Raw genomic sequence first — 26,076 nt, 5'->3', positions numbered from 1 at the left:
GTTGCCGCATCGCTGCCGGCGGCACGACGACCGCCGCACCACCCAGTTGGTCGTCGATGCGACCATATTGGTTCCCGACGATGTCTAGTGGATCGGCCCGGTCGTGGCCGTGGGCAGCCGGACGGTGAACTCGGTGTGCCCGGGCGCGCTGGTCAGCGCCACGGTGCCGCCGTGGGCGGTCACCACCGCGTGCACGATGGCCAGCCCGAGGCCGGTGCTGCCGGCGGCCCGGGACCGGGACGTGTCCCCTCGGGCGAAGCGCTCGAACACGTGCGGCGCCAGCGCGTCCGGGATCCCCGGTCCGGTGTCGACCACCCGCAGCAGCACCATGGCCGGGCCGGTAGGGTCGCCCGCCGGGTCCCGCCCGGTGACCGACACGGTGACCGTGGTGCCGTCCGGGGTGTGGGTACGGGCGTTGGCCAGCAGGTTGACCAGCACCTGCTGCAACCGGGCCGGGTCGCCGGTCACGGTCACCGGCTCGGGTGGCAGGTCGAGCTGCCAGTCGTGGGCAGGGCTGGTGGCGTGCGCGTCGCTGACCGCGTCGACGACCAGCCTGGTCAGGTCGACCGGTTCGGCGACCAGTGGCCGGCCGGTGTCGAGCCGGGCCAGCAGCAGCAGGTCCTCCACCAGCAGGGTCATCCGGCGGGCCTCGGACTCGACCCGGCGCAGCACGTGGGCCGTCTCCGGTGGCGGCACCTCGGCGCTGCGACGGCTCAACTCGGCGTACCCTCGGATCGCCGCCAGTGGGGTGCGCAGTTCGTGGCTGGCGTCGGCGACGAACTGGCGTACCCGGGTCTCGCTGGCGTGCCGGACGGCGAGCGCCTGGCCGACGTGGTCCAGCATCCGGTTGAGCGCCGCGCCGACCTGCCCGACCTCGGTGTGCGGGTCGGTGTCGGCCGGGTCGACCCGGTCCGGCAGCGTCACCTCGCCCCGGTCCAACCGCAGCCGTGACACCCGGCCGGCGGTGGCCGCCATCCGCGACAGCGGGCGCAGCGACCGTCGTACGGTGAGCGTGCCGGTGACGCCGACGAGCAGCAGCACCGCTGCGGTGACCACGGCGACCGTACCGACGACGAGGTAGATCGTGGCCTGTGCATCGGCCAGCGGCAGTCCGGTCACCAGAACCGCGCCGTCGGGCAGTCGCTGCGCGCGCACCCGGTAGTCGCCCCAGGAACCCAGGGAGATGGTCTGTGCTGGCCCGTCGACCGGCACGTCCCCCAGATCCTGCGTGTAGCCACTCAGGTCCGGCTGGTCCTGGCCCTGCTCGACCAGGATCCTGACGTTGGTCTGCCCGTCGCAGAGTCGCGCGGCAAGGGTGCCGATGACCTGACCGGCGGGGAAGTCGGGGGCGCGGTCCGGGTCGCACCCGGTGGCGTCATCGGGCTGCTGGGGTGATGGATAGTCCGGTCCGCCGGGCGGGGCGAGCCCGCGCGGTGCCCGACTGGCGGCCGCGCTCAACTGCTCGTCGATGCTGCCGTACACACTGCGCCGCAGGGTCACCGCCGTGGTCACCCCGACGATCAGGCTGGCGACCGCGAGCAACGTCAGCATGGTGACGACCAGCCGGGTGCGCAGCGACCAGCGACGCACCGACCACCACCGGCGCCGACCGGTCGGGGCCGGATCCGCCACGGCGCGGTCGGTCGGCGGGGGGTCAGTCGGCGGGCTTGAGGACATAGCCCGCGCCGCGCATGGTGTGGATCATCGGCGGACGGCCTGCGTCGATCTTCTTCCGCAGGTACGAGATGTACAGCTCGACGACGTTGGCCTGGCCGCCGAAGTCGTAGTTCCACACCCGGTCGAGGATCTGGGCCTTGCTCAGCACCCGGCGTGGGTTGCGCATCAGGTAGCGCAGGAGCTCGAACTCGGTGGCGGTCAGCGTGATCGATTCGCCGGCCCGGCGTACCTCATGGCTGTCCTCGTCGAGGGTGAGGTCGCCGACGGCGAGGAGGGCGTCCGGCCGCGACCCGACCCCGGCGGTACGGCGCAGCAGGCCGCGCAGCCGGGCGACGACCTCCTCCAGGCTGAACGGTTTGGTGACGTAGTCGTCGCCGCCGGCGGTCAGCCCGGTGATCCGGTCCTCGACGGCGTCCTTGGCGGTGAGGAACAGCACGGGTACCTCGGGGGCGTCGGCGCGCAGCCGCCGCAGCACTTCCAGGCCGTCGATGTCGGGCAGCATGACGTCGAGTACGACGGCGTCGGGGCGGAACTCGCGTGCGGTCCGGACCGCGCCGGTGCCGTCACCGACGCTGCGCACCTCCCAGCCCTCGTACCGCAGGGCCATCGACAGCAGCTCGGCCAGGGTGGGCTCGTCGTCGACCACCAGCACCCGCACCGGGCTGCCGTCGGCCCGCCGCAAGGCGGTACGGCCCTGCGTTCTCGCCATCGTCATGGTTCCGATCATCCAGGTGGTGCCTGTGCCGGCACTTTCCGATCCCTGTGTATCAGCTGTGCGCGGTCCGGCGGCGACATCCGCTCTTGTTGACCGTTCGGTCAACTCCGCGCTACTGTCTTGACCGGAAGGTCAAGACGAGAGGATCGGCGATGGCATCGGACACCCGGCAGCGGCTCGTCACGGTGGCCCGCGAACTGGTGCACCGCTCGTCGTACGCGGCGGTCAGCATCGAGGACGTCTGCAGTACGGCGGGCGTGCACCGGGGCAGTCTCTACCACTTCTTCCCGTCCAAGGAGGCACTCGGCCTGGCCGTCGTGGACGCCAACTGGGTGCTGATGGACGCGATGCTGGCGGAGGCCTTCCGCGACGACGTCGCCCCGCTGGCACGCATCGACCGGTTCGTACACGCTTTCGGCAGCCTGCTCGCGATGACCCGTGAGCAGATGGGCGCCACGCCGGGTTGCCCGTTGGGCAATCTCGCCGCCGAGCTCGCCGGGCACGGCGAGGCGGGGCAGCGGCTGACCGGCATCCTCGATGCCTGGGCCCGGTACTTCACCGCCGCCATCGACGAGGCACGCCGACACGGCGACCTGTCCCGGGCGACGGATCCGGGCGAGGCCGCCCTGCGGGTGCTGGCCTACCTGCAGGGGGTGGCCCTGCTGGCCAAGGCGTACGACCGGCCAGGGCTGGTGGACCAGATGCGGTCCGGGGTGCGGATGCTGCTCGACCCGCCAGCCTGAGCCGCACCGGGACGGCCGCCGGGGGTGTCCGCTCTCCGGCCCGGCCGGCGCAGCACCGTGCCCATCGATTTGACCAATCAGTCAACTACTCAAGGAGAACCACCGTGTCGACCACCGACCCACGGCACCGCACGGCGACGGCCCACGGCACCGCGTACCGCTTCGACCGGTTCCGGCTGCCGCTGCTGCTCGACGACCTGACCTTCGGCCGTACCGCGCCCGGGCCCGGCAACCGGCTGCCCGACTTCGACCTGGCCACGCTCGACGGCGGCCGGTTCCGCAGCGACGCACTCGGCGACCGACCGGTCCTGCTGATCTTCGGCTCCCGTACCTGCCCGGTCACCGAGAGCGCCGGGCCGGCGCTACGGCGGCTGCACGCCGAGTTCGGTACCCAGGTGCGCTTCGTCCTGGTCAACACCAGGGAGGCCCATCCCGGACAGCGGTACCCCCAGCCGCAGACCTTCGACGTCAAGTGGGCACACGCCGAGGAACTGCGCCGCCACCATGAGCTGCCGTTCGAGGTGGCGGTGGACGACATTGACGGCACCCTGCACCGGGCGCTCACTCCCAAACCGAACTCGGCCTACCTGATCCGCTCCGACGCGACGATCCGGTACCGGGCACACTGGGCCAACGACGAGCGGGGGCTGCGTGCCGCGCTCGCCGCCGTCGCCGTCGGCGAGGAACCACCGACGCCGTACGGCAACCGGATGGTCGGCCCCCTGCTGCGCGCCGTCGGACACCTGCCCGGCGTCGTCCGGTTCGCCGGCGGTCAGGTCGAACGGGACGTGTGGCTCGCCGCTGCGCCGCTGGCCATCCTGGGTCGGTTGTCCCGGCTGTTCGGCGCGCTACCGCCCGACGCCCGGGGTCCGGCCGCAGCGCTGCTGGTGGCCTCGGTGGGCCTGGCCGCCAGCGCCGTCGCCGTACTGGGCTGAACCGACGGCGAACCCCCGGTCATCGGCCGGGCACCCGGCTAGGCTCGGCGCGCACGGACCAGACCGACCAGGGCCTTCGTCGGCGTCCCCTGCCGTCGCGACGGTAGGGGACGCCGACGAAGGCGGCATGAAGCAGATCCAGACGGTACGGGGCGGCCTGCACCTGATCCGGCCGGGCGCCCGCGTCGACCGGTTGGAGATCTTCTTCGACCTCGTCTTCGTCTTCGCGTTCTACAACATCACCCGGGTGACCGCCGGTGAGCTCACCGGACACGGTCTCGTCGCGGGAATGCTCCTGCTCGCGTTGCTGTGGTGGGCCTGGTGCTCGCACATGGTGCTGGCGAACCGGATCCGGCTCGGCGAAGGCGTCGCACCACCGGTGATGTTCGTGGCGATGGCGGCGGTCTTCGTCGCCGCGCTGACCCTCCCCCAGGCGTTCAGCGACCAGCCCGGTGGGCTGCCCGGACCGCTGCTCATCGCCGGGTGCTACCTGGCGATCCGGGGACTGCACGTGGCGCTCTACCGGGTGGCGTCGGCCGCCGAACCGGCCGGGCACCCCCGGCTGAGCTCCCTGGCCGTACCGCCGGCGGTCGCCACGGTCCTGCTGGTCGCTGCGGGTCTCGTGCCGTACCTGGGTCAGCCGGCAGGAGTCACGTTCGGTTGGCAGGTCGGCTGCTGGATCGCCGCGCTGGTTGTCGAGTACCCGCCGGCTACACCCTGGCGAGCTCCGGGTGGTCGGTGCTGTCGGCGAACCACTGGGTGGAACGGTTCGAACTGATCCTGATGATCGCGCTCGGTGAGCTGATCATCTCGGTCGGCGTCGGCAGTGACCTGATCGACCGGCCGGTCACCTGGCCGGCCGTGGCCGGTGCCGGCATCGCGGTGGCGATCACCGCCGCCCTGTGGTGGGCGTACTTCGACCTGGTGGCGCCGGCCGCGCTGCAGGTGTTCCACGCCGCCGCGTCCCGCAGCCGTACCGCCCTGGCCCGCGACGCGTACGTCTACCTGCACCTGCCGATGATCGCCGGGCTGATCCTGACCGCACTCGGGCTGGAGGAGGTACTGCACCACCTCGGCACCGCCGAGGTCGACCTCGGCGCACCACTGGGTGGCCCGGCGATGCCGCTGGCCTACGGCGGGGTCGCCGTGTTCCTCCTCGCGCACCTCGGCTTCCAGTTACGGACACTGGGCACGGTGACCCTCACCCGTGTCGCCGCGATCGCCACCCTGGGTACCGTGGTCGGGGTCGCGGTCCGGGTCCCCGCCCTGCTGGGGCTGGGCCTGCTCGGCGCGGTCTGCGTCGCGCTGGTCGGTGTGGAGTTCGTGCTGCTGCGCGGCTCCCGGCGACAACTACGGGAGGCGTCGCTGCGCGAACGGATGACCCACGAGGCACGCGAGTCCGCCTGGCGTCGCCGGCGGTACCAGTGACGGCCGGGTCCCCGCTCCGGCACCGGCGGTGTCGGCGGCTCAGCCCACCTCCCCGGCCGCCATCACCAGCAGCCACTCGAACCGGCGGTCCGGGTCGTCCAGGTCGTCGCCGAGCAGCTCCCGTAACCGCTTGACCCGGTAGCTGACCGTCTGCGGATGCACGAACAGCTCCGCGGCCACGGCCCGGCGGGCGCCCCAGTGCCGCAGCCAGCTGTGCAGGGTCCGCAGCAGCTCGGCGCGCTGGTCGACCGGCAGGGCCGCCAACGGTGCCAGCCGGCGGGCGGTGAGCACCGTCAACGCGTCCGGCTGACCGCCGATCGCCAGCGCGGTGAGGTGGTCCTCGACGAACACGACGTCCACCGGATCGGTGCCGGCGACCGTCGCGGCGAGTTCGGCCAGTCGTACCGCCTGCGGCACCTGTTGCCACGGCAGCGCCGGGCCGACGGCCGCCCCGCGCCCCCGCAGGGTGTCGGCCAGCTCCGGGCGCCCGGTACGGGTACCGGCGCGCAGCAGCACCACGGCATCCCGACCGCGTTCGACCACGATCCCGTCGGCACCGAAGCGGAACCGCGCGTCGCGGGCGTGCCGGGCCGGCAGGACGACCGGGACGACGATGTCGAGGTCCGGCCAGCCGGCGCGGTGCGCGGCGGCCGTCACCACCGGCGGCGCCGTACCTCCGGCGAGCAGAACGTCGGCGAGCCGGCGGCGCAGCCGGTCCCCTTCGCCGGACTGTTCGCGGACCTGCCGGGCGAACCCTTCGGTGCTGGCCGCCGCCAGTTCGTCGACGTACCCGGTGACCGCGTCGGCGGCGTCGACCAGCGCCGCCACGTCGAGGGGTCGCACCTCGGCGAGGGCCGTACCGAGCTCGCGCAGCAGCAGCCGGGACGCCACCCGCAGGGCTGCGAGCAGGGATTCCGGGCCCCGCTGCTCGCGGGCCTCCGCCGCGCCGAGGGCGACGAAGACCTGCCGCACCCCGGGTGGCAGGGCCGGGTCGGCGGTGCCGATCAGGTCGAGGAAGTGATTCAGCGCCACGTCGACGGCAGTGCGTACGTCGGCGCGGAACTTGGCGTCAGTGGCACCGGCGAACCCCGGGGTCAGGTCGGTGACCGCCGCGGCGACGGTGGTGGCCAGCACCGGTAGTCGCGCCCACAGCGCACCGGACAGCTCGGACGGCAGCCGCCGCCAGGGCGTCGCCGTGACTGCCGCTGCCTGCACGCCGTCATCCTGTCATCCGGTGACAACAGCCGGGGCGCGTTGCCAGTACCGACCGACGCGAACCGGCCGACGGATCCCGACTGATTGTCACACAGTGACAAAACGCCGGGCCGATCGTGCTGCCGGCGCGACGGTGGTCCGCCGCCGGTTCCAGGCGAGGATGAAGGACGACACCGCGAACCCGGAGGCCACCGTGACGCAGCACCGCACCTCCCGCCAACACGTCGTCGACATGTGCCGGACCATGCTCGACCGGGGCTACCTGAAGGCCACCGAGGGCAACGTGTCGGTGCGGGTGCCCGGCCACCGGCTCTACGCGGTCACGCCGAGCAACTACGACTACGACCGGATGCGGGTGGAGGACATCTGCCTGGTCGACTTCGACGGTACGCACGTGCCCGACGGCACCGGCGGCGACCTCGCGCCGTCGATCGAGGCCGGGATGCACGCCAACATCTACCGGCAGCGCCCGGACGTCAACGCGATCGTGCACACCCACCAGCCGTACGCCTCGGCCCTGGCCTTCCTGCGTAAACCGATCCCGGCGCTCACCGACGAGCAGGTCCGCTTCCTCGGCCGGGAGGTGGCGATCGTCGACTACGCCCCGTCCGGCACCGGTTTCCTCGCCCGCAACGTGCAGAAGAAGGTCGCCTCCGGCGACAACGCGTTCATCATCGCCAACCACGGCGTCGTCGCGCTGGGCACCGACCCGGACCGCGCGGTGTTCAACATGGCACTGCTGGAGAAGGTCTCGATCGCCTACCTGCTGGCGCTGACCAGCGAAGCCGGCAAGGTCTACACCATCCCGACGGCGATCCGGGAGATCGCCTTCACCAAGCTGCGCAGCGACGAGAAGCGCATCGCCGCGCAGATCACCGAGTCGGTGCCGCCGGTGCGGGTACCGGTCGAGGAGCAGCTACCCAGCGCCGACGCGGCCGCGGCCGAGATCGCCGCGGCCGGCCCGCCGGCCGCCGACACGACCACCGTCGAGACACCGGGCAGCGAGTCCGCGCGACTCGGCTACGCGATCACCGAGTACCTCGACGTCGACGACACGATGCGCCGGCTCAAGGCCCTGGTCGCCCAACCGCTGCGCGGGCTGCGTCACGACGCGATGCTCGATGTGCTCGGCTACTTCAACGACCGTTGCCGGGCCAGCAAGGAGATCACCGACCGGGCGAAGAAGCGGATCCCTGGCGGAGTGCAGCACAACCTGGCCTTCAACTACCCGTTCCCGTTGGCGATCGACGTGGCCGACGGCGCCTACCTGACCGACCGCGACGGCAACACCTACATCGACTTCCTGCAGGCCGGCGGCCCGACGATCCTGGGCAGCAACTACGGCCCGGTCAACGAACAGGTCGCGGCGGTGGTGAAGGAGTCGGGGCCGGTCACCGGGCTGTTCCACGAGTACGAGCTGAAGCTCGCCGAGATCATCCACCGGTACATGCCGCACGTGGAGATGTACCGGTCGCTCGGCTCGGGCACCGAGGCGGTGATGGCGGCGGTCCGCGGTGCCCGCGCCTTCACCGGCAAGCACATGGTGATCAAGGTCGGCGGCGCGTACCACGGCTGGTCCGACACGATGGTGTACGGGCTGCGGGTGCCGGGCACCTACCGGATGAACGCCAAGGGCATCCCGTTCGGCGCCACCGCCAACACCCGCGAGGCGTTCCCGCACGACCTCGGCCAACTGCGCCGCAAACTGATCGAGAACCGGGTACGCGGCGGCACGGCGGCGGTGATCGTCGAACCGCTAGGCCCCGAGTCCGGCACCCGCCCGGTGCCGCACGACTTCAACGCCAAGGTCCGCGCGCTGTGCGACGAGTTCGGCGCGCTGCTCGTCTTCGACGAGGTGGTCACCGGATTCCGGACCGGCCTGGGCGGCGCGGCCGGCTACTTCGGTGTCACCCCCGATCTGACCGTGTTCGGCAAGGCGGTCTCCGGCGGTTACCCGATGGCCGGCGGCGTCGGCGGCCGGTCCGACGTGATGGCGGTCTTCGGCTCCGGACTCGACGGGCGCAGCGGCGCGCACATCCAGGTCGGTGGCACCCTGTCGGCGAATCCGCTGTCCTGCGCGGCCGGCTACTTCGCCATCGCCGAGATGGCCCGGACGAACGCCCCGGTGATCGCCGGACGGGCCGGCGACCGGCTCACCCGGGGACTGCAACGGTTGATCGACAGGTACGGGCTGCCGTACGTGGCGTACAACCAGGGGTCGATCGTGCACCTGGAGTGCAGTGGCGTGATGCTGCTGGACATGCGCAACCCGATCAAGCTGCTGAAGGAGAACAAGGCCCGCAAGCGGCTGATGGAGCAGATCGGGGCGGCGTACACCGCGCACGGGATCATCACCCTGGCCGGCTCCCGGATGTACACCTCGATGGCCGACACCGACGAGGTGATCGACACCGCACTGGAGCGTTTCGACCAGGTGTTCGCACAGGTAGAAGGGGTCTGAGCGGGATGCCGGCCGTCCCGCCGCAGGTGCTGGCGATCGATCTGGGCACCTCCGGGATGAAGGCCGCGCTGGTCGCCGCCGACGGTACGGTGACCGGCTGGGCCGAGCGCCCGGTGCCGCTGCGGGTGCTGCCCGGGGGTGGCGCCGAACAGGATCCGCAGGCGTGGTGGGCCGCGCTGATCGAGGTCGTCGCCGAGCTCGGTCGCGCCCACCCCGAGCACCTGCGGGCGGTCACCACGGTCTGCTCCTCCACCCAGGGTGAGGGCACCATCGCCGTGGACGCCGCCGGGGAGCCGTTGACGCAGTGCATCACCTGGCTGGACATGCGCGGCGCGGCACATCTGCGCCGCCAGTTCGGCGGCTTCCCGGCGTACCAGGGGATGTCGCTGCGGCGGATCGTCCGCTGGCTGCGGCTGACCGGCGGGATGCCTTCGACCACCGGCAAGGACCCGGCCGCGCACATGCTGCTGGTCCGCGACACCATGCCGCAGGTGTACGCGCGGACCGCGACGTTCCTCAACGCGCTGGACTGGATCAACCTCAAGCTGACCGGCCGCACCGTGGCCACCGTCGACTCGATCCTCACCTCCTGGGTGACCGACAACCGGCGGCCGGACCGGATCCGCTACTCCCCCGCGCTGGTCGCCGACTGCGGCATCGACGCCGCCAAGCTGCCGCCGATCGTGGCCTGCACCGAGGTGATCGGCACCCTGGCCCCGGCCGCCGCCGCACAGCTGAATCTGCCGGCGAGCGTGCAGGTGGTGGCCGGGGCGATCGACAACACCGCGGCGGCGATCGGCGCCGGCACCACCGCCGACAACGATCCGCACCTGTACCTGGGCACCTCGTCGTGGATCGCCGCGCACGTGCGCCGGAAGAAGACCGACGTGGCCGCGCAGATCGCCTCGGTGCCCTGCGCGATCGGCGACCGCTACCTGATGACCGCGCTGCAGGCCACCGCCGGGGCGAACCTGACCTGGCTCAAGGACAAGATCGTCGAGTACGACGATCCGCTGGTCGGCGCCGGCCACCTCAGCCGCGACGAGCCGACCATCTTCGACGCGTTCGACGCGATCATCCCGACCGTGCCAGCCGGCGCCAACGGGGTGCTCTACATGCCGTGGCTGTACGGCGAACGCGCCCCGGTCGACGACCCGAACCTGCGCGCCGGGTTCCTCAACATCTCGTTGGACACCAACCGCTCCGATCTGCTCCGGGCGGTTTTCGAGGGGGTCGCGTTGAACACCCGGTGGCTGTCCGGGGCCGTCGACCGGTTCCTCGGCACCCCGGTCGGCTCCCTGACGATCACCGGTGGTGGCGCCCGGTCGGCGGCGTGGTGCCAGATCTTCGCCGACGTGCTCGGCGTCGAGATCGCCCGGGATCTGGCCCCGGTGGCGGTCAACGCCCGCGGTGCCGGCTGGATCGGCGCGGTCGGCGCCGGGATGCTCACCTTCGCCGACATCCCGGGGCTGCTGCGCGTCGACCAGGTCTTCACCCCGAACGCCGCGCACCGCAGCCGCTACGACGAGATCTTCGACATCTACTGTGACCTGCACCGGCGGCTGGCACCGGTGTACCGGCGGCTGCACCGCTGAGGACCGACACGCCGGGCGGTCGGCCCGGTAGTAGCGCAGTCGCCGGGCGGTCGTTCCGCCGGCCGGTCGATCGGCGACGATGGAGCGATGCCACAATCCACAGTCGCCGCCCGCCATGCCGTCGTCATCGGTGGCAGCCTCGCCGGTCTGTGCGCCGCCCGCGCGCTGGTCGACCACGTCGACCGGGTGACCGTCGTCGACCGGGACCGGTTCCCCGACGAGCCGAAGGTGCGCGCCGGTGTCCCGCAGGCGCACCACCTGCACGTGCTGATCACCGCCGGGCAGCGGGCCCTGGACCGGCTCTTCCCTGGGCTGCTGGACGAGTTACGGGCGGCCGGCGCGGTCGAGGTGGCCGCCCCGACCGACGTCATGTATCTGAGCGCGACCGGTTGGCGGGAACGCTTCCCGGCCACCCACCGGATGATCGGGATCAGCCGGGAACGGCTCGACTGGACGGTACGCGAACGGCTGGCCGCCGACCCCAGGGTGCGGTTCCTGCCGGGCCACGAGGCGGTGGGGCTGCTCGGCGCGACCGACCGGGACGCGGTCACCGGCGTCGAGGTGCGCCAGCGTGGCACCAGCGGGCAGGTACTGCGGCTCGACGCCGATCTGGTGGTCGACGCCAGCGGGCGCGGCTCACACTCCCCGCAGTGGCTCGACCGGCTGGGGTACGGGCGCCCGCAGGAGGTCAAGGTCGAGTCAGGGCTCGGGTACGCCAGCCGTCGCTATGTGCTGGCCCCGGAGGTGACCGCCGATTGGAAGAACATCGTGCTGATGCCGCAGCCACCGGACACCGGGCGGGGCGGGGTGATCTATCCGATCGAGAACGACCGGTGGATGGTCACCCTCGGCGGCCTCGGCGGGGACTGCCCACCCACCGACGAGGCCGGCTTCCTGGAGTTCGCCCGAGGGCTACGCAGCCCGGTGCTCTACGAGGCGATCAGGGACGCCACCCCCGACTCGCCCATCCACGGCTTCCGCAACACCGGCAACCACCGTCGCCGTTACGAGTCCATGGACCGCTGGCCGGACGGGTTCGTGGTGGTCGGCGATGCCGCCTGCACGTTCAATCCGGTCTACGGCCAGGGCATGAGCGTCGCCGCCCGGGCCGGCGTGACCCTGGCCGAGCAGCTGCGTACCAGCGGGGGTCGACTCGGCCGCGCGGCGCAGGTGAAGGTGGCGGCCGGCAGCGAAGCGGCGTGGCTGATCGCCACCGGCGCGGACCTGCGGTACCCGACGACCGTCGGCGACCAGCCGGCACGTGGCGGCCGGTTGTCGCGGTGGTATCTCGACCGGGCCGCCGACGTGGCCAACCGGGATCCGTATGTGCTGAAGGTGCTCACCGACGTGTTCCACCTGGTGGAACCGCTGTCGGCGGTGGCGCGACCCGGCGTCGCGCTGCGGGTGCTGCGAGGCCGGCCAGGCCCACGACTGGACACCCCGCCGCCGGCTGCGGTGGCCGGGTAAGGCGGTGGAGTCCCCCCGACGCCGCTGGTTGCTCGTCGCGGCCGCGATCGCCTGGCTGGTCAGCCGCGCCAGCCTGCTCGCCGTACCCGCCGGGTTGATCCCCGGGCTGGACGCCGGTGACGTGTTCGCCGACGTCGAACTCTACCGACGATGGAGCGACGACCTGCGCACCGGGCAGGTGCCGGTCGACGACCCGATGTGGCAGTACCCGCCCGGCGCGGCGGCGCTGTTCGTCGCGATCCGCCACCTCGCTGGCGACTCGGTCCAGGCGTACACCACGGTTTTCGTCCTGTTCGCGCTCTGCGCGGACCTGGCGGTGACGCTCGCCCTGGTCCGCCTTGCCCGTCGGGGTGGCCGGATCGACGGGGTCGTCTACTGGGTGTTCGCCGTACCGTTGCTGACGCTGCTGCCCTACGCCCGGTACGACATCTTCGTCACCGCCCCGGCGGTGGTCGCGTTGGCCCTGCTGGTGCGGCGGCCGGTCCTCGCTGGCGTGGTGCTCGCCGTCGGCGCGCTGGTCAAGGTCTGGCCGGCGATGCTGCTGATCGCCGCCCGGCCGCTGCGCGGGCTACGTCCGGTGGCGGTCGGCTTCGTGGTGGCGCTGGTCGGCCTCGGGGCCGCCCTGACCCTGGCCTACACCGGGGCGTGGTCCGGGTTCACCGGCAACCAGGCCGGCCGGGGGCTGCAGGTGGAGTCGGTGGCCGCGACCGCGTTCGCGGTGGCCCGGCTGGTCCGACCGGACCTCACGGTGTCCTACGTGTACGGTTCGATGGAGTTCCTCCACCCGGTGGCGTCGGTCGTCGCGACGGTGCTGACCGGGACGACGCTGGTGGCGCTCGGGGCGCTGAGCTGGTGGTGGTCGACCGGCCGCCGGCGTACGGACTGGACGGTCACCACCGGCGTCGACCTGGCGCTGCTGGTCGTGCTGGTGACCGTCGTCACCAGTCGGGTCCTCTCGCCGCAGTACCTGCCCTGGCTGCTCGGGCTGGCGGCGGTCTGCCTGACCAGGCGGGACACCACCCAGCGGGTCCCCGCCGTGCTGATCGTCGTGTCGACCGCGTTGACCGGCGCGTACTTCCCGTGGTTCTACGCGACGTGATCGGTGAGCCGGGCTGGCCGGGGGTCGCGCTGCTGGCCGCCCGCAACGTCGTCCTGCTCGCCGCGACCGGCATCGCCGCCTACGGGTTGCTCCGCCGGCCGGTTGCTCCGCAGCCGGAGCCACAGCCGCTTGATCTTGCCGCTATCGCTCCGTAGATTAGGTGAGCCTAACCTTCTAAGGAAGTGGAAATGAGCGTCAACGAGAGCGAGCCGGGCGGCTCGCCGGAGGTCCGCGTGGTACTCACCGACCAGGTGGACATCGCCGAACTGGCTGCGGTCTACCGGCAGGTGCACGCCCGGGACCTGCACCTGCTCGACCATACCGAGCCGTCGGTGGAGCAGCGGCTGGAGTGGACGGCGCAGGCCCCCGGGTTCGCAGCCACCGTCGCCTACGCCGCCGGTCAGCCCGTCGGCACCGTGATGGGTTGCCCGCTGCCGCCGGAGACGCTGTGGTGGCGGGAGTTGCGCTCGGACACCGACCCTGAGCTGGTACGCGAGTGGCCGGGGCGGACCTTCGCCGTCTGCGAGGCGTTCGTGCTGCCGCGGTTCCAGCGTCAGCAGGCCGGGGTGCCACTCTTCTCCCAACTGCTGGCCAGCCGCACCGAGGAGCGGGCGTCACTGGCCGTGGCCGACTCCAACAGCCGGGTGCTGCGCTCCATGCGGGTGCTCGGTTGGCAGCACGTCGGCGACCTGGTGCCGTTCCCCGGCTGGCGCGAGCACGCCATGTTCGTCCGTCCGTCACCCTGGTGACGCCACTCCCGGCAGGAGAGTTACCCTGCGTGATGGAGGACAGTCGGGACATCCGTCCGGACGATATTCCTGTGAGGTATGAATATTCCTCGGTGGAATATCGCTCCGCGGCAGTACCGCCCACCCAGGCGGAAGCGGCGGACCCGGGCGTCGTGGCACCGGCGCGTCCGGCACGGCGCAGGTGCAGCTACGCGGCGTCGCCCGAGGCCCGTACCGGCGAGTGTCGCCGCTGGTGGCGCAGCCCCATGACGACGCCGGCGAGCATCAGCGCGATGGCGGTGGCGGCGACGGGCGGGTAGCCCACCCGGGCGGCGACCGTCAGGCCGACCGCCGCCGCGAGGTAGGAGCAGATCAGACCGAACGACGACAGTACGGTGAAGTCGGTGCCGCCGGACGCCGGCCGCGAGTAGTCCATGTTGACGGTGTACAGCGCGACGTTGGCCACCGTGTACGCCGCCATGAAGCAGCACAGCGCCACGGTGGTGAACCCGGTCGGCGCCCACCCGGTGAGCATCGGCAGCAGCGACGCGGTGCCGACGGCGAGCGAGACGCCGCCGACCAGCAGCACCCCGGATCGGCCGATCCGGTTGATCAGGCCACCGGCCACCAGGCCGGCGATCACCGCCGGCACGCTGGTGACGATGCCGGTGACGAAGCCGATCCGCTGCAACGGCCAGCCGGCGTCGACCAGGGCCGGAGAGACCATCGCGTACGCGGCACCCGCACCGATGTAGAGCAGTGGCACGACACCGAGCACCCAGCTGCGGCAGCCGGGCTGGCGCAGCACCGACAGCAGCGCGCCGTACGCCTGCCGGGTGCCGGCCGGTCGGCCGACCCGGTCGGGCTCGCGGAACCGCCACACCACCAGCAGCCCGACGGCGGTGAGCCCGGCGAGCAGCCCGACGGCGGCGGCCCAGCCGAACCGGTCGTAGACCACGACGCAGGCACCGCCGCCGAGGATGTTGCCGACGTAGCTCGCCGCCACCTGGATTCCGTTACCGGCGCCCCGGTCCCAGCGGTGCAGCAGCCGGACGGCGAGGGCGTCCGCCGCGATGTCCTGAGTCGCCGACAGGATCACGAACATCGCGCAGATCACCACGATCGGGCCGATCCGACCGGTGGCCGGGTCGGCGGCGAGCAGCGCCAGCAGGGTGAGCACCATCCCGGACTGCAGCACCAGCAGCCACGACCGGTAGTGGCCGCCGCGTCGGGGCCCGTACCGGTCGATGACCGGTGCCCAGAGGAACTTGACCGGCCAGATCAGACCGATCAGGTTGAGCAGGGCGAGCGTCTCCAGTGAGGTGCCGCCGGCCCGCAGGATGCTGGTCAGACCGATGGTGATGAACCCGAAGCCGAGAAACTGGGTGACGTAGAGCGCGGTCAGCGTCCGCAACCGCCCGGCAGGCTCGGACGGGATCGGGCGCTCGACGCTCGCGCCCGGCTGGACCAGCGTGCTCACGTGGCCTCCTGGTGTCGAATCCGTTCGATGGGACGCAGGTCACAACCGTGCCGTCGGGCCCTGTCGCAGGCCCGTTTCCGCAGGTGGCGGTCGTCAGCGAGGCCGTCGGCAGGACGAGTCGACCGGCGGCGGCGTGCGCTGAATGTCGGGCCGACGCGCCGTGCCCAGTTCCGTTTCACCGACCCTCCCAGTAGCCTCGCCTAAGTTAGGTTAGGTTACCCTTATGGAGGCGGTCTTGGAGGGGTCCATGTACCCACATCTTTTCGGCCGGCACACGGTGGACGCCTACGTGTCCAGCATCGACCAGACCGCAGCCCGGCTCGCCGACCGCGTCCGCACGGTCCGCCAGCCGTACTCCGGGGCCGGTGTCGCGACGTTGCAGGCCATGGTCGACCGTGTCGACCTCGACACGCCGCTCGGCACCACCGGGGCCGTGCTCGACGAGATCGGCGCGCTCTACCTCGACCACGCGGTCTGGTTCCACGAACCCACCTACCTCGCCCACCTGAACTGCCCGGTGGCGATCCCCGCGCTCAGCGCCGAACTGCTGCTCGCCGCCGTCAACTCCTCGGTCGACACCTGGGACCAGAGCACCAGCGGCACCCTCATCGAACGCCGGATGGTCGACTGGACCGCGCAGCGGATCGGCTTCGGCCCCACCGCCGACGGCGTCTTCACCAGCGGCGGCACCCAGTCCAACCTGCACGGGCTGCTGCTGGCCCGCGAAGACCGGCTGGCCCGCAGCGCCGACGGCGGGCATCCGCCCGGCGACCGGGGCGCCGCCGCCGGGATCAGCCGCGACGCGGTGCTGCCCCGGCTGCGGATCCTGGCCACCGGGGAGAGCCACTTCAGCGTCGGCAAATCCGCCCGACTGCTCGGGCTGGCCGCCGACGCCGTCGTACCGGTCGCCACCGACGACACCGGCCGGATGGACCCGGGCGCACTACGCGCGGCGATCGACCTGCTCCGCGCCCAGGCGTTGATCCCGATGGCGGTGGTCGCCACCGCCGGCACCACCGACCGGGGCTGCGTCGACCCCCTCGCCGCGATCAGTCAGGTCTGCCGCGAGTACGCCGTGTGGCTGCACGTCGACGCCGCGTACGGCTGTGGCCTGCTGGTCTCCGGCCGACGCCGGGCGCTGCTCGACGGCATCGAACGCGCCGACTCGGTGACCGTGGACTTCCACAAGAGCTTCTTCCAGCCGGTCAGCTGCAGCGCCATCGTGGTCCGGGAGGCGGCGGCCATGCGGCGGATCGCCGTCCACGCCGACTACCTCAATCCGCGTACGGCGACCGTACCCAACCAGGTCGACAAGAGCCTGCAGACCACCCGCCGCTTCGACGCGTTGAAGCTGTGGCTGACCCTGCGCACCATCGGTGCCCAGCAGCTCGGCGAGATGTTCGACCGGGTCGTCGACCTGGCCGCCGTCGCGTACGACGAGCTGACCGCGCAGGAGGACTTCGAGGTCGCGATGCGACCGGTGCTCAGCACCGTGCTGTTCCGTTACCGACCGGGTTGGCTCCCGGAGGCCGATTGTGACCGGCTGCTGCCCCGGCTGCGGGCCCGGCTGTTCGGCGACGGCGCCGCGATCATCGCCGGCACCACCATCGACGGCCACTACTGGCTCAAGTTCACCCTGCTCAACCCGAACACGACAGTGGAAGATCTCCGTACCGTGATCGATCTGATCCGCCGGGCCGGCGCCGAACTGCTCGACGCCGAGTGGGACCCGGCCCTGCTCTCCGCCCCACCGACCGCCATCGCCACGGAGGTGGGCGCCAATGCGCACGCATGACTTCGTCGCCATCGGTCTCGGCCCGTTCAACCTCGGGCTGGCCTGCCTGACCGCACCGCTCGACGACCTCGACGGGGTTTTCCTGGAGCAACGCGACGAGTTCGCCTGGCACCCCGGGTTGATGATCGACGGTGTCAGTATCCAGGTGCCGTTCCTGGCCGACCTGGTCACCATGGCCGACCCGACCTCGCCGTACTCGTTCCTCAACTACCTCAAGCAGACCGGCCGGCTCTACCGGTTCTACATCCGCGAGGACTTCTACCCACTGCGCGCCGAGTACGACGCCTACTGCCGGTGGGCGGCGGCGCAACTGCCCGCCATCCGGTTCGGCCACCGGGTCGAACAGGTCACCCACGACGCGGCGAGCGGCGACTACCTGGTGCGCGTACGGCAATCGGGCACCGGGACCGTCGAGACGCTGCGGACCCGGCGGCTGGTGCTCGGCATCGGCACCGTGCCGTACCGCCCGGCCGTGCTGCGCGACCTGCCCGGCCCGGCCATCCACAGCGCCGACTACCTGCCACACAAGGCCCGGCTGCAGGAGATGGAGTCGATCACCGTCGTCGGCAGCGGACAGAGCGCCGCGGAGATCTACCTCGACCTGCTGGAGGAGATCGACACCTGCGGCTACCGACTGAACTGGATCACCCGCTCGCCCCGGTTCTTCCCGATGGAGTACACCAAACTGACCCTGGAGATGACCTCACCGGAGTACGTCCGCTACTTCCACGCGTTGCCGCCGGCCAGCCGCGACCGGCTGAACCGGGACCAGCGCAGCCTCTACAAGGGCATCAGCGGTGACCTGGTGAACACCATCTTCGACACCCTGTACCGCAAGGACGTGGCCGGTCCGGTGCCGACCATCCTGCTGACCGGGACCGCCTTGACCGGCGCCGAATGGGACGCCGACGCCGGCCGGTACCGACTCGCCCTGCACCATCAGGAACAGGACCGCCACTTCACGTTGGACACCGAAGGGCTGGTTCTGGCCACCGGCTACCGGCCGGCCGTACCGGCCATCCTCGACCCGGTCCGCGACCGGATCCGGTGGGACGGGCGGGGCCGATTCGACGTGGCCGTCGGCTACAGCGTCGACCACGGCGACCGGGAGATCTTCGTGCAGAACGCCGAGGAGCACACCCACAGCCTGACCGCCCCCGACCTGGGCATGGGTCCGTACCGCAACTCGGTGATCATCGCGAACATGCTCGGCCGCGACGTCTACCCGGTGGAACACCGGATCGCCTTCCAACACTTCGGCGCACTGCCCGACGACGCACCGTCGACGGCGCCCGACGCCAGGGACACTCAGACGCCGGCCGAGCGGCAGGAGGCACTCACCTCATGAGCACCTTCGCACTGTCGGGTTCCCTGGGCACCATGACCGTCGAGCCACTCGACGTCGCGTCGTACGCCGGACACCTGCACGCCTGGATCACCCACCCCCGGTCCATCTACTGGGGGATGCCCGACGCCGACCTCGACGCGGTCCGGCGCGAGTACGAGCGCATCGACGCCGACCCGCACCACCACGCCTGGCTCGGTCGCCTCGACGGCGAGCCGCTGTTCCTGGCCGAGACCTACGAGCCGGCACACAGCGAACTCGCCACCCACTACCCGGTGCGGCCCGGCGACGTCGGAATGCACGTGCTGGTCGCGCCACCGGCCGGCGGGCAGCGGCACGGACTCACCTCGGCGGTGATGCGTACCGTGCTGGCGTTCATCTTCGCCGACCCGGCACACCACCGGGTCGTCGTCGAACCCGACGTCCGCAACGAGGCGATCGCCGCCAAGAACGCCGAAGCCGGATTCGTCGTCGACCGGCTGATCACGCTGTCGGACAAGCAGGCCCGACTCAGCTTCTGCACCCGGGCCGCGTTCGCCGCCAGCCCGCTCGGCGAGGGCCGGTCCGCGTCACCGGTGACCCTGCCTGCGCACCTCGACCCGGCCACCATCGCGGTCGCCCACCGCCACCTCGTCGCCAAGGCGATCGCCGAGTTCAGCCACGAACGGCTGATCCAGCCGCGACCCGACGGATCGGTGCCGGCCGGCGCCGACGGCGGCAGCTACCTGCTGACCACCGGCGAGCGGATCCACTACCGGTTCCGGGCCCGCCGCTACGCCCTGGACCACTGGCTGATCGACCCGGCATCGGTGACCCGTGAGGTCGACGGCGCACCGGCGCCGCCGGACGCCCTCGACCTGATCATCGAACTTCAGGAGACCCTCGGCATCCCACCGAAGCTGCTCGGCACCTACCTGGAGGAGATCAGCGCCACCCTGGCCGGCGCCGCGTGGAAACACCACCACCGGCGGGAACGCGCCGCCGACCTGGTGCACGCGGACTTCCAGACCATCGAGTCGGCGATGACCGAGGGCCACCCGTTGTTCGTCGCCAACAACGGGCGGATCGGGTTCGGCCTGACCGACCACGCGGCCTACGCGCCAGAGGCAGGCGCCCCGGTACGGCTGGTCTGGCTCGCGGTCCGTCGGGACCTGAGCACCTTCACCGCCGGGCGGGGCGTCGACGAGCAGACGCACTACCTGGCCGAGTTGGGTGCCGACACGCTGTACCGGTTCGCGCAACGGCTGCGCGACCTCGGCCTCGACCCACACGCCTACCGGTACCTGCCGGTGCACCCGTGGCAGTGGGAACACAAGGTCGGCATCACCTTCGCCGCCGACGTGGCGGCCCGGGCCATCGTCCCGGTCGGCACCAGCCCGGACCGGTACCGGGCGCAGCAGTCGATCCGCACCTTCTTCAACATCGACGCGCCACAGCGGCACTACGTCAAGACCGCGCTGTCCATCCAGAACATGGGCTTCATGCGCGGACTGTCCCCGGCGTACATGCGGGCCACCCCGCCGATCAACGACTGGGTCGCCGACCTGGTCGCCGCCGACGACACGCTGCGCGACTGCGGGTTCGAGGTGCTGCGGGAACTGGCGTCGGTCGGCTACACCGGCGACGCGTACCACCGCAGCGGCGCACCCGTCTCGGCGTACCAGCGGATGCTCGCCGCGCTGTGGCGGGAGAGCCCGGTCCCCCGGATCGCCCCCGGGCAGCGGCTGGCCACCATGGCCAGCCTGCTGCACCGCGACCGCGACGGCGCGCACCTGGCGACAGCGATGATCACGGCGTCGGGGCTGACGGCCAGCGACTGGCTGACCCGGTACCTGCGCGCCTACCTGCGACCGCTGCTGCACTGCCTGCTCGGCTACGACCTGGCGTTCATGCCACACGGGGAGAACCTGATCCTCGTGCTGCAGGACCACGTGCCGGTCCGGGTGTTCATGAAGGACATCGGCGAGGAGGTCGCCGCCCTGCACGACCGGCCACTGCCGGCAGCCGTCGAACGGATCCGGATGTCGGTCGACGACGAGTTCCGGGTGCTGGCCATCTTCACCGACGTCTTCGACGGCTTCCTGCGGTTCCTCGCCGCGATCCTGGACGCCGACGGGGTCCTGCCGGCCGGCGAGTTCTGGCGGCTGGTCGCCGACTGTGTCCGTACCCACGGCGTGGACCATCCGCAGCTGCGCGACCGGCTGGACTTCTTCGCCCCGACGTTCCGGCACTCCTGCCTCAACCGGCTGCAGCTACGCAACACCCTGCAGATGGTGGACCTGACCGACCAGGCCGGGTCGTTGATCTATGCCGGGACGCAGGACAACCCGCTCGCCACGGTGGCGGTGCCGACCCGATGAGCGCACCGCCTGCGGACCCCGTCGGCCGGGTGCACCGCGACGGGTACGGCGTACCGCATCTGTGGGCCGACGACGTCGACCAGTTGGCGTTCCTGCAGGGACGAACCGCCGCGACCGACCGGGCCTGGCAGATCGAGGTCGAACGCTGGCGCTCGGAAGGCACGCTGGCCGCCCGGCTCGGCCCGGCCGAGGTCGCCTGGGACCGGTTCGCCCGCCGGGTCCGCCTCGACGACACCGCGCAGCGGTGCTACCAGCGGCTGGACCCGGCGACCCGACGCTGGGTGGACGCGTACGTCGACGGGGTCAACGCCGGACTCACCGAAGGATCGGCGGCGACCCCCGAGTTCGCCGCCACCGGCACCACCGCCGGTGCCTGGCAGCCGTGGACCCCGCTCGGGGTGTTCCTGGTGCAGCACGTGCTCTTCGGCACCTTCCCCAGCAAGCTGTGGCGGGCGCACATCGCCGCCACCCTGGGCCCGGCCGCCGTCGACCTGTTCGCCATGGAGCCACCGGCGTCGTCGGGCAGCAACGCCTGGGCGGTCACCGGGCGGCCCGGCGGGACCGGTCCGGTGATCGCCGGGGATCCGCACCGGATCCTGGAGCTGCCGGGCGTCTACCAGCAGGTGCAGCTGACCTGCCCGGAGTTCGACGTCGTCGGGTTCGCCTTCCCCGGCGTACCCGGGCTGCCGCACTTCGGCCACGCCGGCACGGTCGCCTGGGCGATCACCAACGCGATGGCCGACTACCAGGACCTCTACCGCGAACAGCTGCGCCGGGTCGACGGGCAGGTCCTGGTCCGCCAGGCCGACGGCTGGACGCCGGTGCCGGCGCACACCGAGCTGGTCGAGGTGCGCGACGGCGCGCCGGTGGAGGTGGAGGTGATCGAGACCCCCCGTGGACCGGTCATCGACATCGACCGGCACACCGGGGAGGCGATCAGCCTGCGCACGCCGAGCCGGGTCGACGGGGCGCTCGGGTTCGAGGCGTTGCTGCCGTTGCTGCGCGCCCGCCGGACCGCCGACGTCGAACAGGCGCTGCGGCACTGGGTGGAGCCGGTCAACAGCGTGCTGGTCGCCGACCGGTCCGGCACCGTACGCCGGCTGGTCGCCGGCCGGGTGCCGGTGCGCGACGACCGGTGCCGGCTGGTTCCGGTACCGGGCTGGGCCCCCCGGTACGCCTGGCGCGACGGGTACGTCACGTCGGCCGCGGCCGACGTCGAGACGGTCGCGGTCAACGCCAACGACCGGCGGGTCGGCGACACCGCGCACCTCGGAGTGGACTTCGCGCCGCCGTACCGGGCCCGACGCATGCGGGAACTGGTCGATGCCGGTGCCGCGCCCGAGGCGGTGCAGACCGACCCGGTGGCCCCGGCGGACGGGCTGCGTCGGCTGCTGCGCGGTCTGGACCTCACCGGACACCCCGAGCCGGTACGCGATCTGCACTCGCTGCTGCTCGACTGGGACGGCCGGATGGCAGTCGACAGCGCCGGGGCAGGGGCGTTCGCGGCCTGGCGGGCGGCGCTGGCCCGGCACCTGGCCGACGAGCCGGGTCTGCGGCCGCTGCGGGCCGACACCGGCTACGACCCGCTCTTCGCCCCATGGACCGACCCGGTGGCGCGGATCGGACTGGCCCTGGAACGGGTGATCGACGGACTTGCCGACCTCGGCGGCGACCCGGCCCACTGCGCGATGGCGGCGTTGACCGAGGTGGCTGCCGGCCCCGATCCCGGCGCCTGGGGCGAGCGGCACCGGCTGCACCCCGTCCGGGTACTTCCGGCGGCGGTCGACCCGGCGACCGGCGCTCTCGGTTCACCCGTACCGCTCGCCGGCGACACCGACTGTGTGCTGGCCACCGGCAGCGTTCCGGGCGTTTCCGATCTGTGCTGGCGCGGGCCGGTGGCCCGCTACGTCTGGGACCTCGCCGAACCGGACGCCAGCCGGTGGGTGGTGCCGTTCGGCGCGGCGGGCCGGCCCGACGACCGGCACTTCGCCGATCAGCTTCCCCGCTGGTCGGCCGGCGACCTGGTCCCGGTCGCCCGGGTCCGGTGGACGCCGGCCGGCGTCGGCACCGGCGTCGACAGCGCCGGCCTCCTCGGCGACGACGACGGCCTCGTCGGCGGCGACGCGGACGGTACGCGGCGAATGCTGGCCACCGTCCACTCCCGGCGACTGCCGGGCATCGGCCGGTTCGACCTGACGGTGCTCGACCCTGACCTGCACCTCGACCTGGTGTACGGGTGGGTCACCGAGCCCCGCGCCCGGTTCTGGGGCATGACCCGGCACACCCGGGAACAGGTCGGCGACATCTACCGGTTCATCGACAGCCTGGACTCGCACCACGCGTACCTGATGAGCGTCGACGACGAACCGGTCGGCATCTTCCAGACCTACGAGCCGGCCGAGGACCCGCTCGGCGAGCACTATCCGGTCCGCGACGGCGACGTCGGAATCCACCTGTTCCTCGCCCCGGCCCGGCACCGGATCCCGGGGTTCACCGACGCGGTCGCCGCCGCGTTCACCGGATACCTGTTCAGCGATCCCCGGCGCCAGCGGATCGTCATCGAACCGGACGTCCGCAACGAGCCGGCGCTGCGCCGGTGGAAGCGGCTCGGTTTCGTCTTCGACGCGCAGCTGGATCTGGCGGACAAGCAGGCCCAGCTGGCGTTCCTGGCCCGTACCATGGCCCGATGAGCGCCGCCGACCTACCCGGACCCGACGTGACGGCCCGCGCCCTGGCCGCCGATCCGCAGCTGGCCGCGCTGCGCCGCTCGTTGGAGTTCTACTACGGCGACCCTGACCGCGACGCCGCCATGGACCAGCTCTACCGGCGCTTCGTCGGCCCCGGAGACCTGGTGTTCGACATCGGGGCGCACGTCGGGGACCGGGTGGGCAGCTTCCGGCGGTTGGGGGCGCGGGTGGTGGCGCTGGAGCCGCAGCCGTTGTGTGCCCGCGCCGTACGGGTCGTCTACGCCGACGACCCGGCGGTCACCGTGCTGGAGTCCGCCTGCGGCGAGACGGTCGGATCGGTCCGGATGTTCATCAACTCGGCCAACCCGACGGTCTCCACCGCCTCGGCGGCGTTCGTCGGTGCCGCCGCCGGGGCCGGCGGCTGGACCGACCAGGTCTGGGACGCCGAACTCGACGTACCGACCACCACGCTGGATCAGCTGATCGCCGTACACGGCCGGCCCGGGTTCGTCAAGATCGACGTCGAGGGTTTCGAGGAGGCCGTCCTCGCCGGGTTGACCGTGCCCTTGCCGGCGCTGTCCTTCGAGTTCACCACCATCCAGCGGGACAGTGCGCTGCGCTGCCTGCACAGGCTCGCCGCGCTCGGCGACTACCGCTACGACCTCGCGCTCGGCGAAACCCAGCGGTTGAGCTTCGACCGCTGGGTGTCCGCCGGGGAGATGGCCGGGCATCTGCAGGACCTGCCGCACACGGCCAACGCCGGTGACGTCTACGCGGTGCTGCCGGCGGCTGCCGGCTGACCGGCCGGGTCCACGACGGTCAGCGTGACAACGCGGCCCGCAGCCGGTCGACCTGCGACCGCTCGAACGGTGCCTGGTCGAACGGGACATGGTCGGCGTGCCGCTGTTCCATCTGCCGCTGCTCGGCGTGGGCCGGCTCGACCGGTGGTTTCCGGTGCCGCCACAACCAGCGGACGTCCTGGCCGAACGACCAGAGCAACGCGGCGAGAACCATCGCCACGAGGACCGTCACCAGCGTCGGTGCGACGCCGGCGGCGGCCACCACCAGGACGGTGCCCTGCGTCGCGGCCACCGTCTTGCGGCTGAACCGGGGTGGCAGCGGCGCCCGCAACCAGGGTGCCACCCACGCGGCGGCGGCGAAGACGTACCGGAACACCCCGATCGCCAGTGCCCACCAACCCAGGGTGGCCGCGACGAACACGCTCAGCACGAGGACCAGCGCCGAATCGGTCTCCATGTCGAAGCGGGCACCGAGCCGTGAGCAGGTGCCGGTCCGCCGGGCGACCTGACCGTCGACGCCGTCGAGCGCCAGCGCCACCGCCGCCAACGCGACCAGCACCAGCAGCGGCACCGGGCGGAAGAAGGAGTCGGCCACCAACGCGGTGACGCCACCGACCAGGGTGCCCCGGGCCAGGGTGACGGTGTCCGCCGGGCCCCATCCGGTCACGTCCGGCTGCTGCATCGCCCGGATCAGCAACGCCCAGGTCGCAGCACCGTACGCCAGACCTGCCAGCCACCCGGCGACCCCGAGTCCGCTGGTCGCCGCCAGGGTCATCAGCACCGCGATCTGCGCCAGCAGACCGATGCTCGGCGCGTGCACCGAACGGACCGTTTCGTTCCCTACGCCTACCGTCACTGTTCCTCCGTCGCCGACTGGTCACCGGTGCCGCCCGCATCGGTGCCACACCCCCACCAACGGCGATTCGGCACGAACAGTTCACCGGCAGGGGCAAGATTTCTCCCCGACGGGTGGAACTGACCGAAGGTCCGACGCGTTCAGCGGACCGCCACTGTCAGTAGCCGGTCCATACCGCCTTGGCACCCGAATCGCCGGCACGCACGACGAAGTAGAGGCTTACCCCGGCCGCCACGATCACCACACCCTTGACCACGAGAACCAGGACCCGGTTTCCCCGTACCCCGGAGCTCGCGGCACCGTGCGCCGTGGCGGCGACCCGTGGTCCCACCAGATACACCAGGGCCAGGGTAGCGAGAGCCAACACGAGCGCGGCGACCAGCGTCAGGTTCCCCAGCTGCTCGTGCTCCTGGATCACCGGAAGGAAACCCTCGGTGATCCTGCCGGCGGCGTCCATCCGGTTGAAGAACGCGTCGCCGGACAGCTTCGTGACCAGGGCGGCCAGTGGCGCGACGACCGCCAGGGCGGCCAGCACCCACCGGGTGTGCGGCCGGATGAACGGCACCAGGGCGTACCCGACCGCCAGCAGTGCCAGCAGCGGGACGAAGACCACTGCGGCGTGCACCAGCAACGGATGGGCGGGGATCCCCGCGACTTCCTCGAACATCTGCGTCTCCTCGGGCGTTGCGC

General features: G+C 71.9%; 21 protein-coding genes and 1 pseudogene. 16 read left to right on the top strand and 6 right to left on the bottom strand.

The features are described from left to right. Positions 1 to 84 precede the first annotated feature (84 nt). Both O7608_RS18720 and O7608_RS18715 read right to left on the bottom strand, forming a co-directional pair. Positions 85 to 1,677, bottom strand: coding sequence for a sensor histidine kinase (locus tag O7608_RS18720; RefSeq protein ID WP_421360887.1), 1,593 nt, complete (start codon positions 1,675 to 1,677; stop codon positions 85 to 87). Continuing rightward, a complete protein-coding gene (locus O7608_RS18715) occupies positions 1,655 to 2,392 on the bottom strand; it encodes a response regulator transcription factor (protein ID WP_289205816.1) in 738 nt (245 codons plus the stop codon). The genes O7608_RS18720 and O7608_RS18715 overlap by 23 nt, the downstream gene beginning before the upstream one ends. Positions 2,393 to 2,544: 152 nt before the next feature. On the opposite strand from O7608_RS18715, the gene O7608_RS18710 reads away from it, so the two are divergent. From O7608_RS18710 to O7608_RS18695, 4 genes are all read left to right on the top strand, one after another. Beyond that, positions 2,545 to 3,135, top strand: coding sequence for a TetR/AcrR family transcriptional regulator (locus O7608_RS18710; RefSeq protein ID WP_289205815.1), 591 nt, complete (start codon positions 2,545 to 2,547; stop codon positions 3,133 to 3,135). Between the two features lie 104 nt (positions 3,136 to 3,239). Next, the gene (locus O7608_RS18705) at positions 3,240 to 4,070 is read left to right on the top strand and encodes a redoxin domain-containing protein (RefSeq protein ID WP_289205814.1); all 831 of its coding nucleotides are present in this window, start codon (positions 3,240 to 3,242) and stop codon (positions 4,068 to 4,070) included. Between the two features lie 127 nt (positions 4,071 to 4,197). Next, positions 4,198 to 4,848, top strand: a complete 651-nt coding sequence (locus O7608_RS18700) for a low temperature requirement protein A (RefSeq protein WP_289205813.1) — start codon at positions 4,198 to 4,200, stop codon at positions 4,846 to 4,848. Continuing rightward, positions 4,830 to 5,498: a low temperature requirement protein A gene (locus O7608_RS18695; RefSeq protein WP_289205812.1), complete on the top strand. Its 669-nt coding sequence runs from the start codon at positions 4,830 to 4,832 to the stop codon at positions 5,496 to 5,498. The genes O7608_RS18700 and O7608_RS18695 overlap by 19 nt, the downstream gene beginning before the upstream one ends. Positions 5,499 to 5,537: 39 nt before the next feature. Here the strand turns inward: O7608_RS18695 and O7608_RS18690 are convergent, their stop codons facing one another. Beyond that, positions 5,538 to 6,713: a PucR-like N-terminal domain-containing protein gene (locus tag O7608_RS18690; RefSeq protein ID WP_289205811.1), complete on the bottom strand. Its 1,176-nt coding sequence runs from the start codon at positions 6,711 to 6,713 to the stop codon at positions 5,538 to 5,540. Positions 6,714 to 6,873: 160 nt separating this feature from the next. Here O7608_RS18690 and O7608_RS18685 point away from each other — a divergent pair, with 160 nt between their 5' ends. From O7608_RS18685 to O7608_RS18660, 6 genes are all read left to right on the top strand, one after another. Continuing rightward, complete coding sequence (locus O7608_RS18685; protein ID WP_502959219.1) at positions 6,874 to 9,174, top strand: aminotransferase class III-fold pyridoxal phosphate-dependent enzyme; 2,301 nt, start codon at positions 6,874 to 6,876, stop codon at positions 9,172 to 9,174. A 5-nt stretch (positions 9,175 to 9,179) separates the two neighbouring features. Next, positions 9,180 to 10,769, top strand: a complete 1,590-nt coding sequence (locus tag O7608_RS18680; protein WP_289205809.1) for a xylulokinase — start codon at positions 9,180 to 9,182, stop codon at positions 10,767 to 10,769. A gap of 87 nt (positions 10,770 to 10,856) precedes the next feature. Then, the gene (locus tag O7608_RS18675) at positions 10,857 to 12,236 is read left to right on the top strand and encodes an NAD(P)/FAD-dependent oxidoreductase (protein ID WP_289205808.1); all 1,380 of its coding nucleotides are present in this window, start codon (positions 10,857 to 10,859) and stop codon (positions 12,234 to 12,236) included. A 4-nt stretch (positions 12,237 to 12,240) separates the two neighbouring features. Further along, the gene (locus tag O7608_RS18670; RefSeq protein WP_289205807.1) at positions 12,241 to 13,335 is read left to right on the top strand and encodes a glycosyltransferase 87 family protein; all 1,095 of its coding nucleotides are present in this window, start codon (positions 12,241 to 12,243) and stop codon (positions 13,333 to 13,335) included. Next, the gene (locus tag O7608_RS18665; RefSeq protein ID WP_289205806.1) at positions 13,317 to 13,490 is read left to right on the top strand and encodes a hypothetical protein; all 174 of its coding nucleotides are present in this window, start codon (positions 13,317 to 13,319) and stop codon (positions 13,488 to 13,490) included. The genes O7608_RS18670 and O7608_RS18665 overlap by 19 nt, the downstream gene beginning before the upstream one ends. Before the next feature lie 33 nt (positions 13,491 to 13,523). After that, positions 13,524 to 14,084 carry a GNAT family N-acetyltransferase gene (locus O7608_RS18660; RefSeq protein WP_289205805.1) on the top strand — a complete coding sequence of 187 codons (561 nt, stop codon included), beginning with the start codon at positions 13,524 to 13,526 and terminating at the stop codon, positions 14,082 to 14,084. A 187-nt stretch (positions 14,085 to 14,271) separates the two neighbouring features. Here O7608_RS18660 and O7608_RS18655 read toward each other — a convergent pair whose 3' ends face one another. Further along, complete coding sequence (locus O7608_RS18655; RefSeq protein ID WP_289205804.1) at positions 14,272 to 15,543, bottom strand: MFS transporter; 1,272 nt, start codon at positions 15,541 to 15,543, stop codon at positions 14,272 to 14,274. Positions 15,544 to 15,790: 247 nt separating this feature from the next. Here O7608_RS18655 and O7608_RS18650 point away from each other — a divergent pair, with 247 nt between their 5' ends. The 6 genes and pseudogenes from O7608_RS18650 (at position 15,791) to O7608_RS18625 (ending at position 24,530) form a co-directional block, all read left to right on the top strand. After that, a complete protein-coding gene (locus tag O7608_RS18650; RefSeq protein WP_289205803.1) occupies positions 15,791 to 17,338 on the top strand; it encodes a pyridoxal phosphate-dependent decarboxylase family protein in 1,548 nt (515 codons plus the stop codon). After that, on the top strand, positions 17,325 to 18,686 hold the full coding sequence (locus O7608_RS18645; RefSeq protein ID WP_289205802.1) for a lysine N(6)-hydroxylase/L-ornithine N(5)-oxygenase family protein: 1,362 nt from the start codon (positions 17,325 to 17,327) through the stop codon (positions 18,684 to 18,686). Before O7608_RS18650 ends, O7608_RS18645 begins: the two co-directional genes overlap by 14 nt. Beyond that, positions 18,683 to 21,043, top strand: coding sequence for a GNAT family N-acetyltransferase (locus O7608_RS18640; RefSeq protein ID WP_289205801.1), 2,361 nt, complete (start codon positions 18,683 to 18,685; stop codon positions 21,041 to 21,043). Before O7608_RS18645 ends, O7608_RS18640 begins: the two co-directional genes overlap by 4 nt. Beyond that, positions 21,040 to 23,076: pseudogene (locus O7608_RS18635) on the top strand (penicillin acylase family protein); the annotation flags it as partial. The gene O7608_RS18640 and the pseudogene O7608_RS18635, both read left to right, overlap by 4 nt. 108 nt (positions 23,077 to 23,184) lie before the next feature. Continuing rightward, a complete protein-coding gene (locus O7608_RS18630) occupies positions 23,185 to 23,733 on the top strand; it encodes a GNAT family N-acetyltransferase (protein WP_289210947.1) in 549 nt (182 codons plus the stop codon). Next, the gene (locus tag O7608_RS18625; RefSeq protein WP_289205800.1) at positions 23,730 to 24,530 is read left to right on the top strand and encodes an FkbM family methyltransferase; all 801 of its coding nucleotides are present in this window, start codon (positions 23,730 to 23,732) and stop codon (positions 24,528 to 24,530) included. Before O7608_RS18630 ends, O7608_RS18625 begins: the two co-directional genes overlap by 4 nt. A gap of 19 nt (positions 24,531 to 24,549) precedes the next feature. On the opposite strand, the gene O7608_RS18620 is transcribed toward O7608_RS18625, so the two are convergent. Both O7608_RS18620 and O7608_RS18615 read right to left on the bottom strand, forming a co-directional pair. After that, positions 24,550 to 25,350, bottom strand: coding sequence for a CDP-alcohol phosphatidyltransferase family protein (locus O7608_RS18620; protein WP_289205799.1), 801 nt, complete (start codon positions 25,348 to 25,350; stop codon positions 24,550 to 24,552). 193 nt (positions 25,351 to 25,543) lie between these two features. Then, the gene (locus O7608_RS18615; protein ID WP_289205798.1) at positions 25,544 to 26,053 is read right to left on the bottom strand and encodes a hypothetical protein; all 510 of its coding nucleotides are present in this window, start codon (positions 26,051 to 26,053) and stop codon (positions 25,544 to 25,546) included. Positions 26,054 to 26,076 lie beyond the last annotated feature (23 nt).

Origin of the sequence: Solwaraspora sp. WMMA2056, from assembly GCF_030345095.1 — a bacterium.
GTDB lineage: Bacteria > Actinomycetota > Actinomycetes > Mycobacteriales > Micromonosporaceae > Micromonospora_E.
This window is presented reverse-complemented; position numbering and strand designations above follow the sequence as displayed.